Source organism: Sphaerisporangium perillae (assembly GCF_023276435.1).
Lineage (GTDB): Bacteria > Actinomycetota > Actinomycetes > Streptosporangiales > Streptosporangiaceae > Sphaerisporangium > Sphaerisporangium perillae.
Genome location: NZ_JALLPO010000010.1, coordinates 14,269 through 27,493 on the forward strand (window position 1 = coordinate 14,269; position 13,225 = coordinate 27,493).

Annotated in this window: 12 protein-coding genes and 1 riboswitch; of the genes, 5 read left to right on the forward strand and 7 right to left on the reverse strand. The window is 71.9% G+C overall.

What is annotated here, in order from left to right:
- Window positions 1-5 precede the first annotated feature (5 nt).
- The gene (locus MYF83_RS11635; RefSeq protein WP_248960273.1) at window positions 6-1,310 is read right to left on the reverse strand and encodes a hypothetical protein; all 1,305 of its coding nucleotides are present in this window, start codon (window positions 1,308-1,310) and stop codon (window positions 6-8) included.
- Between the two features lie 47 nt (window positions 1,311-1,357).
- Window positions 1,358-1,466: riboswitch (SAM riboswitch) on the reverse strand.
- 593 nt (window positions 1,467-2,059) lie between these two features.
- Between MYF83_RS11635 and MYF83_RS11640 the strand changes: the two genes are divergently transcribed.
- The 5 genes from MYF83_RS11640 (at window position 2,060) to MYF83_RS11660 (ending at window position 5,989) form a co-directional block, all read left to right on the forward strand.
- On the forward strand, window positions 2,060-2,716 hold the full coding sequence (locus MYF83_RS11640; RefSeq protein WP_248960274.1) for a DUF4158 domain-containing protein: 657 nt from the start codon (window positions 2,060-2,062) through the stop codon (window positions 2,714-2,716).
- A gap of 113 nt (window positions 2,717-2,829) precedes the next feature.
- A complete protein-coding gene (locus MYF83_RS11645) occupies window positions 2,830-3,069 on the forward strand; it encodes a hypothetical protein (RefSeq protein ID WP_248960275.1) in 240 nt (79 codons plus the stop codon).
- Between the two features lie 198 nt (window positions 3,070-3,267).
- Window positions 3,268-4,425 carry a tryptophan synthase subunit beta gene (gene trpB / locus MYF83_RS11650; protein ID WP_248960276.1) on the forward strand — a complete coding sequence of 386 codons (1,158 nt, stop codon included), beginning with the start codon at window positions 3,268-3,270 and terminating at the stop codon, window positions 4,423-4,425.
- On the forward strand, window positions 4,422-5,237 hold the full coding sequence (trpA, locus tag MYF83_RS11655; RefSeq protein WP_248960277.1) for a tryptophan synthase subunit alpha: 816 nt from the start codon (window positions 4,422-4,424) through the stop codon (window positions 5,235-5,237). Before trpB ends, trpA begins: the two co-directional genes overlap by 4 nt.
- Window positions 5,234-5,989, forward strand: coding sequence for a GntR family transcriptional regulator (locus MYF83_RS11660; RefSeq protein WP_248960278.1), 756 nt, complete (start codon window positions 5,234-5,236; stop codon window positions 5,987-5,989). Before trpA ends, MYF83_RS11660 begins: the two co-directional genes overlap by 4 nt.
- 15 nt (window positions 5,990-6,004) lie before the next feature.
- Here the strand turns inward: MYF83_RS11660 and MYF83_RS42600 are convergent, their stop codons facing one another.
- The 6 genes from MYF83_RS42600 to MYF83_RS11685 all read right to left on the reverse strand — a co-directional run.
- A complete protein-coding gene (locus MYF83_RS42600; RefSeq protein ID WP_279339421.1) occupies window positions 6,005-6,127 on the reverse strand; it encodes a hypothetical protein in 123 nt (40 codons plus the stop codon).
- A 95-nt stretch (window positions 6,128-6,222) separates the two neighbouring features.
- The gene (locus tag MYF83_RS11665; protein ID WP_248960279.1) at window positions 6,223-8,676 is read right to left on the reverse strand and encodes a ComEC/Rec2 family competence protein; all 2,454 of its coding nucleotides are present in this window, start codon (window positions 8,674-8,676) and stop codon (window positions 6,223-6,225) included.
- Window positions 8,673-9,521 carry a ComEA family DNA-binding protein gene (locus MYF83_RS43700; RefSeq protein WP_248960280.1) on the reverse strand — a complete coding sequence of 283 codons (849 nt, stop codon included), beginning with the start codon at window positions 9,519-9,521 and terminating at the stop codon, window positions 8,673-8,675. The genes MYF83_RS11665 and MYF83_RS43700 overlap by 4 nt, the downstream gene beginning before the upstream one ends.
- A gap of 435 nt (window positions 9,522-9,956) precedes the next feature.
- On the reverse strand, window positions 9,957-10,913 hold the full coding sequence (locus tag MYF83_RS11675) for a DegV family protein (RefSeq protein ID WP_248960281.1): 957 nt from the start codon (window positions 10,911-10,913) through the stop codon (window positions 9,957-9,959).
- A gap of 26 nt (window positions 10,914-10,939) precedes the next feature.
- Window positions 10,940-12,148, reverse strand: coding sequence for an amidohydrolase family protein (locus MYF83_RS11680; protein WP_248960282.1), 1,209 nt, complete (start codon window positions 12,146-12,148; stop codon window positions 10,940-10,942).
- A 659-nt stretch (window positions 12,149-12,807) separates the two neighbouring features.
- Window positions 12,808-13,225: MmyB family transcriptional regulator (locus tag MYF83_RS11685; protein WP_443729292.1), on the reverse strand; the 418-nt coding region annotated here is incomplete at its 5' end.

The window sequence follows — 13,225 nt, forward strand, 5'->3', positions numbered from 1 at the left end:
GGCCGTCAGGTCCGGCGGCGGTGGGAAGCGCCGCCGACGATGTAGCCACTGGTGAGGCGGGGGAAGTCCAGGACGCCGGGGGTGGCCCGGTCCTCCTCGGTCAGGCGCGACTCCCAGAGGGCCAGGGAGTCGGCGTTGGTGCCGCAGACCCGGCCGAGTGCGTCTTCGAAGTGGCAGACGGCGTGCGGGTTGCCGGGCCGGGCGCCGTCGTTGTACGGCTCGCGCCGGGCGAGTACGTCGGCCTGCTCATCGCTGGGCCAGGCGGGATGTTCGAGCACCGGCGCGGTCGTGAACTCCTGGTCGTATGTGGAGTGGACCTGCGTGACGGCTAGCCAGGCGAGCTGGCTGACGAACATGGCGGAGCTGTCCTGCGCCGTGGTGGCCAGGATGGCGGCGGGGAGAAACAGCCGGTGGACGGTGTTGTCGGGGCCGCCCTGGGTCCAGCAGCCGGGAGCAACGCTGCCGCGGGCCGATGCCTCCCGGTTGAGGGTGGCCCACGTGTGCGGGTCAGCGGTGAGCTCGGGAAAGTCCGGCGTCACGCCATCGGCGATCATCTGGCGCCGTACGGATTCGACCACGAGCCCGGCGCCGATCATGATGCCCCAGCCGAGCCGCGGGTTGTTCATCACGCCGAGCGACAGGACCACGCCTTGGCCGCTCCACAGTTCCAGGCGGTCCTCCGCCGCGGAGTACCACCTGCCACCAGTCCAGGCCGGGAGCAGCTCGGGCAGCCTCTGCCGGACGAGATGCTCCACCGCGTGCACGGGCGCGGGGTCGCCACCCGCGTGGCGGGTCCCGGTCAGCCGGTCCAGGATCGGGTGGGCCGCGGTACGGCGGCGCCCGGCGATGAGCGTGAGCGCCTTACCGGCGCCCAGTTCGCGTTGCGGGATGGAATTGTAGGCCGCGATCTCCGCCCGGCAGGCCAGCAGGGCGACGAACTCCGCGTACAGCTCGACGAAGCCGGCTGCGACACCGGCTTGGTTGACCGAGGGCAGATCGGCCACAAGGGCCAGGATCCCGGTGGCCGGGTCGTGGACCCAGCGACCGCCGAGGGAGCCGAACTGGGGCAGGTTGTTCAGGTAGTTGCAGAATTCCCAGGTGTCGGGGCCGTCCGGGACGTGCCGGGCCAGGCGGGCCTCGATGCGGAGCACCGACTGCCAGCCGACCGTGTCGCGGAGCGCCAGCCAGACGCCGACTTCCCCCGCGACGAAGCCGATCCCGTCGGGCTCCTGGAGGATCCACTCGGGCTCGATGCCCAGTGCCGTGACGATGCGCTGCGGCAGGTCGAGAATCGCCTCAGGTGCGGGCATGGCAAGCTCCTCCGGAGTCCTGGACCCCGGTAGTGCCACACCCCGGTGATCCGCGGTTCCCCACGCACCTCGCGTGGGGCGGGTCGTCACCCGGGGCACCCGCAGCGGGCGGGATGCCGTCCAGCAAGCCGGGGCTTGACGCTGGATCTCGTGACCTGGCGAGGAAGTTAGCACGTCTGCCCGAGAAGGCACCATGTACAGCGTTATAACAATCGATGCACCGTTTACGTCCTATCGGTGCCTTCGTGAACTCGTGCCTGGTTTCAGCGCCTACCGAGCACTTGTGTGGTGGTGAAGCCGTGCCGGGTAACTGCCGGAGCGGACACCGTCCGGCAGGCTGGGCGGTTCGAGACCGGCCGATCGGGTGAGCTTCTTGCTCATCGACGATCACGGCCTGAGCGGTGGCTCGACCTGGGCGTAGCCGCCGCTGAGGTCAAGCGCCGCTTCTGGTCCCGGTCTGTAGTAGGGGAGAGCGCCGCACCCATCGGTTACCTGCTACCGGCTGCGGATGCCGCCGATCGGGCCCGCGTCTCATAGGAGCGCAGCAGGCATGTGCCTTTGCTGTGGACCGCGCGGTTTAGCCGCCCAAGGAGCACCGCTTAGCGTGGATGGCCGTTCCGATGCACATGACCTGCGGAATCATGCCGATCAGAGCTTGACCCGAGCTGTTTGCCGGTAACGGTTGGATCTTGGGTCTGGTCCGCTCTGGTCGGTGAGTCCTACTTTCTGAGCCCATGCCGGTTGAGTTCTTGAGCGATGATGAGGCGGCTGCGTACGGCCGCTACCTGGGGGAACCGACGCGGGTCAAGCCGGAGAAGATCTTCTTCCTCGACGATGCGGACCGGAAGCTGATCGCCCGCCGCCATGGTGATCACCACAGGCTCGGGTTCGCCCTTCAACTGACCACGGCCCGGTTCTTGGGCCGCTTCCTGCCCGATCCGCTACAGGTCCCGGTCGAGGTCGTGGAGTACCTGGCCAGCCAGCCCGGCATGGCGGACGTCTCGCAGATCAAGCAGTACGAGTTCGGCGCGAACGCCGTCCTGGACGCCCTGCCCAACCCCAACACCGTGCGCGCCTACACCGCCGGCGTGGGCAAGACCACGATCCGGCGTGGCGAGGACCGGCCGTGGGCGGCGGTGGCCGACGACGAGATCGGCGAGGCCCTGGAAGCGCTGTGGGGCGGCGCGGCGGTCAACACCTGGAACGCCCGCCGCGCCGCCGTGGCCTCCTCGCTGGCCTGGTGCCGCAAGCGCGGCCAGGCCGCACCCGCGGCCCGGTCTTCGTCACCCACCGCCGGCCCGGCCCCGGCAAGGTCGTCAGCCCCCGCGACGTGTGCCCCGGCACCGGCCTGGGCCGCCTGGCCTACGGCCAGGCCCGCGCCCTGCTGGACCAGCACACCGCACTGAACGGGCCAGGAACCGGCTGGGACCTGCACGAGCTCCGCCACTCGGCACGAGGACCTGGTTCTGGCCCACAACCCCGGCTGGCCCCTGGCCGGCGGCACCGGCGATCACCCCGAGTGGGCCGCCGACGTCGCCCCGTCCGGTTCGCCGACATCCAGACGTTCGGCTTCGACATCACCGTCCCGTACACGCATCAGGCGTGGCGCGGCCGCATACGCACCTGCAACGGCGTGGGCGCGACCCTGACCGACACCGAGGTCGCCGCCTTCGATGCCGATCCCCGTCTGCTCTGCGAACGCTTCCGCGAGGAATCCCTCATGGTGCCCCACCGGATCTCGGCACTCGTGGCCCGCTGAAGGAACTGATCCGCACGCTCGTGCGCGATGCGCGGCCGAAGGCCCTCCTGGCTGCCGTGCCGAGCACCGGTGGTGGCGCGTCCACGCCGCCCGTGCCACACTCACTGTTATAGAACTCATTAAAGAGTTATAGAACGATCGGAGCATGGCGTGCGAGAAATGTTGCCGTGGCGTGAGCCAGTCCCGCTGGACGGGACGATGGGCGAGCCCCGAGCGCGGGGCCGATTCGGCGAGTACGGCGGACGGTACGCGCCGGAGTCCCTGGTGGAGGCGTGCCGCGAGGTGGACGAGGCGTTCCGGGAGGCCTGGGCGGATCCGGGGTTCCGCGGCGCCCTGGCACGGCTGCTCGCCGTGCACGCCGGGCGGCCGACCCCGCTCACACCGGCCCGCCGGCTGTCGGAGGCGCTGGGCGTGCAGCTGTACCTCAAGCGCGAGGATCTCACCCACACCGGATCCCACAAGATCAACAACGTGCTGGGCCAGGCCCTGCTGGCCACCCGGATGGGACGGCGCAGGCTGATCGCCGAGACGGGAGCGGGCCAGCACGGGGTGGCCACCGCGACCGCCGCCGCGCTGCTCGGGCTGGAGGCCACGGTGTTCATGGGCGAGCGCGACATCGAGCGGCAGGCGCTGAACGTCTTCCGGATGCGCATGCTGGGCGCCGAGGTGGTCCCGGTGACCACGGGCAGCCGTACCCTCAAGGACGCGACCAGCGAGGCCATGCGGCACTGGGTGGGCGCGTCCGGCGACTCCCACTACTGCATCGGCTCGGTCGTCGGGCCGGATCCGTACCCATGGATGGTCAGGGAGTTCCAGCGGATCATCGGCGACGAGGCCCGCGGGCAGTGCGCCGCCGAGCTGCGGACCGGCGTCCCGGACTACGTGGTCGCGTGCGTCGGCGGCGGCTCCAACGCGGCCGGCACGTTCGCCGGATTCGCCGACACCCCGGCGCGCCTGGTCGGTGTCGAGGCGGAGGGCGGCGCCGGGGCGGCCCGCGGCCGGCTCGGCGTCCTGCACGGCTGCCGCTCGCTGTTCCTGCAGGACGGCGACGGGCAGATCACCCAGGCGCACTCCATCGCCGCCGGGCTCGACTACCCGGGAGTCGGCCCGGAGCACGCCCACCTGCGCGACCTGGGCCGGGCCCGCTACGTCACGGTGACCGACGACGAGGCGGTCGGCGCGGCGGTACGGCTGGCGCGTACCGAAGGCATCGTCCCGGCGCTCGAATCGGCGCACGCCCTCGCCTGGGTGATCCGCGCGGCGGGCGGCGGCGACCTGTCCGCAGGATCGACGGTGCTGATGACGTTGTCCGGCCGGGGCGACAAGGACGTCTCAACCCTGAAGGAGCTGCTGTGACGAACCCCACCCTGGCCGCGGGCGCGGTCGAACGCCACCTGCGTGCCCGCCGGGACACCGGCCGCGGCCTGCTCATGCCGTACGTCACCGGGGGGATCACGCCCGGCTGGACGGACTACCTGCGGGCGTTCGCCGCCGCCGGGGCGGACGCGATCGAGGTCGGCCTGCCCTTCTCCGACCCTACGCTGGACGGCGTCACCATCCAGCAGGCCAGCGAAACGGCACTGGCCCGGGGGGCGAGCACCCGCCGGATCCTCGCCGACCTGTCCGGCATGCCGGACCTGGGCGTGCCGCTGGTCGCCAGCACCTACTACAACCTGGTGCTGCACGACGGCCCCGAGGCGTTCTGCGCCGCGCTGCGCCGGGCCGGCGTCGGCGGCCTGATCGTGCCCGACCTGCCGGTGCACGAGGCGGACGAGCTGACGGACGTGGCCGCCGCCGCCGGGATCGAGCTGGTCCTGCTGGCGACGCCGGCGACGCCGCAGCCGCGGCTGGCGGAGATCTCGTGCCGCAGCCGCGGATTCGTCTACGCGGTGTCGCTGATGGGCACCACCGGTGAGCGGGCCGCCCTCGCCGCTTCGGCGGCGGAGCTCACCGAGCGGATCAGGCGCGTCACCGACCGGCCGGTCTTGCTAGGATTTGGCATTTCCACCCCGGACCAGGCACGCGAAGCCCGCCGGCACGCCGACGGCGTGGTGGTCGGCGCGGCGGTCATGCGGCGGGTGCTCGACGGGGCTGGGCCGGACGAGCTGCGGGCCTTCCTCGCGACCCTGCGGCAAGCCCTCGACCAGGAGTGTGACCGACCACGATGACCCCCGACGCCGGGCACGAGGCGAGATACCGCGCCATCGCCGCCGACCTCGCCGCGAAGATCCGGTCGGGACACTACGCCCCCGGTGAGGCCCTGCCGCCGCAACGGGAGCTGAGCGCCTCCTACGGGGTGACCCTCATGACGCTGCGCCAGGCGTTGCGGGAGCTCAGCGACGAAAGGCTGATCGTGCAGCAGCCCGGCAGGGGCACGTTCGTCGCCCCGCCCCACCTGGCGTACCAGCTCGACTCGCTCCGCAGCCTGGTCGACGACCTGCGTAAACAGGGCCACGACGTGCGCACCGCGGTGGTCGGGCGGGCGGTGCGCCGGGCCCCCGCCCGGATCGCCGCGGAGCTGCGGCTGCGTCCCGGCGACACCGCCCTGCGGCTGGAGCGGGTCCGCGAGTTCGCGGGACGTCCCGCCGTACACCAGGTGTCCTGGGTCCGCCGGCCGGTGGCCGACCAGATCCGCGACCGCGACTTCACCGCCGTCTCCCTCTACACGGCCCTCGCCGACGCGGGAGTGACGGTCGCCCGGGCGTCCGAGGTGGTCCGGCCCGGTTTGCTCGACCCCGCCGCCGCCCGCCACCTCCACGAGCCGCAGGGCAGCCCGGTGCTCGTCAGCACCCGGATCACCTACACGATCGACGCCACGCCCGTGGTGTCCGACCATGCCACCATCCTCGGCAGCATGATGGAGATCCGCACCGAACGCGCCGCCACCGGCCTCTCTCTCACCTGGGGCGCCACCAGCTGAGAACCTGTGTGCGGTCTATCCCACCGTGGCGACGAGCAGGTTCTTGCGGACCTTGCCCGTCGCGTTCCTGGCCAACTCGCTCTCGATCTTGAACGCGGAGGGGACCTTGTACGCCGCGAGCCGCTGACGGCAGAACACCAGCGCTCCAGGTCCGAGGCCCGCGCCCCCTCCGGCACCTCCAGCAGCGTTCGGCCTGCTCGAAGCCCTCTGTCGTGAGCGAAGCACCTGATCGTTCAGCGCCCTCGCGGGACGATGGCGAGGCGGCCCTGGTCGGTCACGATGGCGACGTCGCCATGCCGGTCGGTCCGGTAGACGCTCATTCCAAGGCCGTGCAGCCGTTGCACCGTCAGCGGGGCCGGATGCCCGTAGTCATTTCCCGCACCCACACTGATCAGCGCGGCCCGGGCACCCGTGGCCGCCAGGAAGGCCGGATCCTGGCGTGCGGATCCGTGGTGCGGGACCTTCAGCACGTCGGCCCTGGGCAGGCCCAGGCGCACCAGCTCGGCCTGAGCCTCGGTCTCGACGTCCCCCGACAGCAGAGCCGACCCCGCGGCCCATTGCGCGTGGACGACGACGCTGGCGTTGTTGGCCATCGAGCCCTCTCCAGGCCCCGCCGGGACCGCGTCAGCGGCCGGCCCGAGGATGCGCAGCTCGACGGGGCCGAGGTGCCACCTCATTCCCGGGGACGCCACCCATGCGGGCACGCGCCGGCGAGCGAGATCGGCGGACACCCGGGCGCTCTCCTGTAACGGCTCGTGTCCCGGACTGACCACCACGGCCCCGACCGGCCTGCCCCGGAACACCCCGTCGAGCCCGCCCACGTGGTCGAAGTGCGGGTGGGTGAGGATCAGCAGCGGCACCTGCTCGATGCCGAGCGTGCGGAGACACCGATCGACGGACACCGGATCGGGCCCGGTGTCGACCACCACCGCCCGTGCTTCCCCCGCCGAGAGGACGAGCGCGTCTCCCTGGCCGATGTCACAGGTCACCATGAGCCAGCCGCGCGGCGGCCAGGATCCCACGACGGGCCGTACGAAGAGCATGGCGAGACCGAGCCCCGCCGCTATCGCGCACACCGTGAGCCGCCACGCCGCGCGGCGCAGGAGACACCACCCGAGCCCCGCGACGGCGGCGAGCAGCAGCAGGCCGATCGCCCCGCCCGGCCACGACAGTGTGGCCACCGGAACCGCGGCCGCCTGCCGCGCCACCCAGACGATCCACCCGACGGCGTACCCCGCGGGCCGCACGAGCCATCGTGCGGCCTCGACGCTGGCCGGGGCCACGAGCGAGGCGGCGAAGCCCAGGACCGTCGCGGGAGCCACCGCCGGGCCGGCCAGGAGGTTGGCGGGGATCGCGACCGGCTCCAGCTCTCCGGACATGAGCACGAGCAACGGCGTCACCGCCGCCTGGGCCGCGCACGGCACCGCGACCGCCTCGGCCGCCCAGCGCGGCATCCGCCGGGCCATGCGGTCACGCCACCGGGGTGCGAGCACCAGGATGCCTCCGGTGGCGAAGACAGACAGCGCGAAGCCGTACTCCGGGGCCAGCGCCGGGTCGAACAGGATGAGCCCGAGCACCGCCGCCGACAGGGCTGTGACGCCGTCCTTGGCACGGCCCGTTCCCAGGGCCACCGCTGCGACCGAACCCATCACCAGGGCGCGGAGCACGCTCGGTGACGGGCGGGCGACCACGGTGAAGCAGACCATCGCCACGACGGCGAGAACCGCGCGGATGGCCAGCGGCAGCCCGGTCAGCCGCCCGAAGGCGAGCACCGTACCCGCGATGATCGCTAGGTTCGCTCCTGATACGGCGGTCAGATGGCTCAGACCCGCGGTCTTGAGGTCATTCTTGACCTGCTCGTCCATGAGGGACAGATCGCCGACGACCAGCCCGGGCAGGAGCCCGCGCTCAGCGGGTGGCAGCACGGCGGCAGCCTGTCTCAGCCCGGCGCGAAGAGCGCCGGCGACGCGTTGGGGCGGCGAAGGCCCGCTCAACACCTCCGGCGGCTGCTTGACCGAGAGCACTCCGGCGGTCAACTCGCCCGGGTCCGCCGGGGTGAGCCTGCCGTGGACGCGGATCCGCTGGCTGGGGAGCAGCGACACCCAATCAGCGGCTCCTCGGGCGAACACGATCACCGGCGCCGTGGTGGCGACCCGAGGCCCCGGAGCCTCGACGATCAGCACCGAGGCATTGACGATCACTCGATCTTGCCGGATCAGGCCCCGGTGACCAGGCAGGATCCGTGGATCGCCGTCCAGCGACATCTCGACCGTGACCGCCGCCCGCTTCTCGGCAAGCCCCGCCACCGGCCCCGAGGTGGCCGCATGAACCCGGAACGCCACCGCCACGGCCACCGCGGCCACACACCCCAGCACCCCAAGCCAAGCACCAACCCGACTTCGGCCGGCTTGGTCTTTCGGGTGCTCGCTGAGGGCTCTTTTGCGCCTTCGGCGGTGCAGGTGGAAGGCGGTGGTCCCCAGCGCGGTCATGGCGGCCGCGGCCGTGGCCAGGCTCGTGCTGACGGAGCAGTCCAGGAGCACGAGAGCGGTGGTCCAGGCGGCGAGTGCCGGGAGCACCAGGCGCAGGGCACCCTGCGGCGATGGAGACCCCGTGCCGTGCGCCGCAGTGCGTTCTCGACGCTGGTCGGGCTGTGGGCGCACTCCCAGGCCCGGGCCGCCGGTGCTCATACACGGACCTTGTCGCGGAGCTCGGCGAACTTGCGCTCGCCGATGCCCGCGACCTGACGGAGCTGATCGATGCTCTGGAAGCCGGCGTGGCTCTGGCGGAACTCCACGATGCGGCCCGCGAGGACCTCTCCCACGCCGGGCAAGGTCTCCAGCTCAGTCGGGGTCGCGGCGTTCAGATCGAGCGGCGCCCCCGTCCCGGGCACTGAGCCGATGGCCTGCGCTGTGGCCGGACCCGGTCCGCTGGGTGCTCCGACGACGATCTGCTCGCCGTCGACCAGCTTGCGGGCGAGGTTGAGCGCACCGGCCCTCGCGCCGGCACGCACGCCTCCGGCGGCCGTCACCGCGTCGGCCACCCGCGATCCGCTGGGAAGTGCGATCAGGCCGGGCTTTCGCACCTTCCCGGTCACGTGAACGATCACCTGGAGGCTGGGCACCGGCGTCGGCGTCGCCGCGAGCCCTGTGGAGGGCAGTGGCGAGCCACCGGCAGGTAGCGGTGAGACACCGGCAGGCATGGGCGGACTCAGTGGCTCGAGCCGGGGCCGTGCCTGCCAGGCGTACACGCCCGCGGCCAGAGCCGCGAACAGGCCGAGCACCAGCAACACCCGGACACCCGGACGGCCGGGATCGAACCGGGGACCATGTGCCACGACCGCGTTCGCGAGCCATACGCGCAAGGACCGGGACGGGAGCGGCTCTGATCGCAAGCGATCAGCCGGCGCCGAGGCGGGCTGCGTGCTGTACGAGCCGCTCACCGGCCGGCCGCCGCTCACCGGCGACTCCCCGGCGTCGATCGCCTCGTGCACGGGGTCCGTGAGGTCTCCCGGTGCGTCCGTATCGTCCCGCACCGGCCCCGAAAGCTGCCCCCACGCGCCTGTGTCGCCCCTCACCCGCCCCGACGCCCACGCGTCTATGTCGTCCCGCACCCGCCCCGAAAGCTGACCCCACGCGCCTGTGTCGTCCCGCACGGACTCCGGCGCGCCGGTCCGCGGTTCCTCCCTGTCGCCGGTGTGTCCGCCTGAATCGTCCGGTGCTGATCCCCCGGCGTCGGTCCGTCGCCAGGCCAGAGGGCTGAGGGCGCGGAGCCGTGACTCGCCGACGTCGCTCCGCGATGGCCTGTCCGCTGCTCGCACGAGAGGGACGTTAGGCCGCCCGGTGCCCCTCCATCCGGGCCGAATCGCGTTCTGTGGATACCGAGCCGATACGCCTCGACCGAATCGAGTTCTGTGGATACCGAGCCGATACGCCTCGACCGAGTCGAGTTCTGTGGATCGAGGCCGGGATTATGAGGCGGGCGGGGGCCGGTGGTGGGGAGTGGGGGCGATGGTCACGCCTAGCATGCCGGGGCCTACGTGGACGCCGACGACCGCGCCGACTTCGACCACGCGGAGCCGTTCGAGGCCGGGGATCCGCTTTTCGAGGTGGTCGGCCAGCGTGCGGGCCCGGGCCGAGGCGGCCAGGTGGTGGACGGCCACGTCGACCGGAGCGCCGACTCGGCCTGCGGGGCCCGGCATGTCGGCCGCGGCCCGAACGGCGAGGTCCTCCAGCCTGGCGATCGCCCTGCTCGCGGTGCGTACCTTCTCCAGCGGCGCGATCGTCCCCTCGGTGATGTGGAGCAGCGGCTTGATCGAGAGCGCGGACCCGAGGAGGTTCGCCGCCGCTCCGATGCGTCCTCCGCGGCGCAGGTGTTCGAGGGTGTCCACGTAGAAGAAGCTTTGCGTCGCCTCCGCGCACTCCCGTGCGGCGGCCGCCACCTCGGGGCCGATGGCTCCCCGGCGGGCCGCCTGTGCCGCCGCGAGGACCGGGAAGCCGAGCCCCATGGCGAGCGACCTGCTGTCCACGACGTCGACGGGGATCATCGCCTTCTCGGCCGCGATGCGGGCCGATTCGACCGTGCCGGACATCTCGCCGGACAGGTGGATGGACACGACCCTGGTCGCGCCTCGGGCCGCGGCGAGTTCGTAGGCGTCGGCGAAGCGTTGCGGGGCGGGCCGGGACGTGGAGACGGGCGACCACTGGCGAAGCGCGGTGGCGACGCCCTCCGCGTCGATCTGCGCCGCGTCATCCAGCGTGCGCCCGCCGACGACCACCTGGAGGGGGATCACGATGATGCCCAACCGCTCGATCTCCTCGGGGTCGAGGTAGGCGGTGGAATCGGTGACCACACTGACCGCTTGCGACATGATCGAAGGGTACCCGGGGACGGCCTCGCAGGTCTTGGGCCGGTTCTGCCGGGACACGGGCCGAGCCCCCGTGGAGGGAAGGGCTACTGGACGGGGGTGCCGCCGCGCCACACGCGACGGGGCTTGAGGCCGAAGCCCCAGGCGAAGGCGCCTTCGTGGTCGGCGTCCCACTGGACGATGTCGGCGAGGCGGCCGGGCGTGAGCACGCCGCGGTCTGGAGCGCCGAGGACGGTGGCGCCGCCGAGCGTGGCGGCCCGGAGGGCGTCGCCGACGCTGATGCCGAACGCCGCCACGGCGAGGCTGATCACCAGGGACATCGAGGTGATGCCGCAGTGGCCGGGGTTGTGGTCGCTGCCGAGCGCGACCGTGACGCCTTGGGCGAGCATCCGCCGGACGGGAGGCAGGTTGCCCTGCTGGAGCGCCGTTCCCGGGCAGACCACCGCGGGCACGCCGTAGCGCGCGAGGAGGGCGATGTCCTCGTCGGAGGTGTTGTGCAGCAGGTCGGCCGACGCGCAGCCGAGCTCCGCGGCGAGCTGGACGGCGCCGCGCCGCTTGTGGGCACCGGCGTGGATGCGCGGAAGCAGGCCGACGTTGCGGCCGGAGGCGAGCACCCAGCGGGCCTCGTCGGTGGTGAAGTGGCCGTCGTCGCAGTAGACGTCGACGCCGTCGGCGCCCGCCGCGGCGGCGTCCGCGCACCAGGAGCCGACGGCCTCGACGTAGTCGCGCTGGCGGCCGAAGTACTCCGGCGGCACCACGTGGGCGGCGAGGAAGGTGACGTGCACCCGCGGCATCATCGGCTCTTTCTCGAGCTCGCGCAGCAGCCGCACGTCGGCCAGCTCGCCGTCGCGGGTGAGGTGGTAGCCGGTCTTGGCCTCGACGGTCGTGGTGCCGTTGAGCAGCCAGTCACGCAGGCGCTCTCGCACGCCGTTGCAAAGGGTCCACGGGTCGGTGCCGCGGGTCACCGTGACGGTGGAGCCGATGCCCCCGCCGGCGGCGGTGATCGCGCTCGGCGTGGAGCCGCCGGAGCGCATGGCCAGCTCGGCGTACCGGTTGCCCGCGTAGACCGGGTGGGTGTGCGCGTCGATGAGGCCCGGCGTCACGAGGGCGCCGCCGAGGTTCTCGACGTGATCGACGTCGACGATGTCGTCCACGACTCCGGGCACGCTCTGCGGAAGGTCGGCGGCACGGCCGACCCAGGCGATGCGGTCGTTGTGAACGAGGATCGCGGCATTGCTGCAGACGTCATTGCCGGTCCAGAGCCGGCCGATGTTCGTGAGAAGTCGTACCGTCATGGCATCACCGCCCGGCCGAGGGCCGCGAGAGCATCCGGGAACGCCGACGGAACCCAGCTCGTGCCGGGCGCCACGCCCGCTGGGTCCGCTCCGTTTCCGGACGTCATTGGGGGGTCTCCTGATCTCATCCGCACAGGTGTGCGATGACGGTATCGCCCGGATCTTGGCCCGGCGATTTCAGTTCAGTTACGTTATTTCACAGGTCGGCTCGCTGTACAGGGTAATTGAGAAGAACGCCGGTTCATCTCCCCTGCCTCGCGTCGAGGTCCTCTGCACCCCGGCATGTCGGAAATCTGCCCCGGGAACGCCTGGTGCCGACCGAGTCCCTGCTGTACCAGCAGTCACAAGCGTCATCATGCGAAACCAGCGCCAGAATGTCTTGTCAGGGTTTCCATATCGTAGCAATAATCAAGCCTCGCGGGCCACAGTCGTCTTCCTACACTTATGCGACGTTTCCCTGCGCCGTCGCACTTATATACCATTCCGGCCGGTTCATCCCGATATGCACCGTTGCCCTCTTGGTAAGACGGAACGACCCACGGCCCACCCCCACGGGGCCCCCGAGAGCGCCATCTCAGCTCGTCGAAGCCGGAATCAGACCCCCGCGACCGTCTTGACCGTGCAGGAGAATACCAGCAGAGATCCGCCCGGAAGAGCCGTTACGCGAGAACGACGGACGCGGTGTCAGCCGACCACCGCGCGGAGCCGCCGGGCCGGCGTCCGGCGAGGCGGTCGAGCACCGCGGACGTGGCCTCGCCTGCGGGCAGGTAGACGACCAGGCGCTGGTCCTCGCCGTCGGACAGCGTGAAGGTCTCGTACGCCAGCCGCAGCTCGCCGAGATCGGGATGCGCCCACAGCGCCCTCCGGCCGCTGCGCGAGACGGTAGCGCGGGCCGTGCCGGCCTGAGCGGGGCCCGTTCGCGGGAACGGGGCGGTGTGAGCGGCGGGGGTCCGTTCGTGGAAACGGGCCGGTGTGAGCGGCGGGGGTCCGTTCGTGGAAACGGGCCGGTGTGAGCGGCGGGGGTCCGTTCGTGGAAACGGGCCGGTGCCCGCGGGACGCGAGCCCGGCCCACCCCGC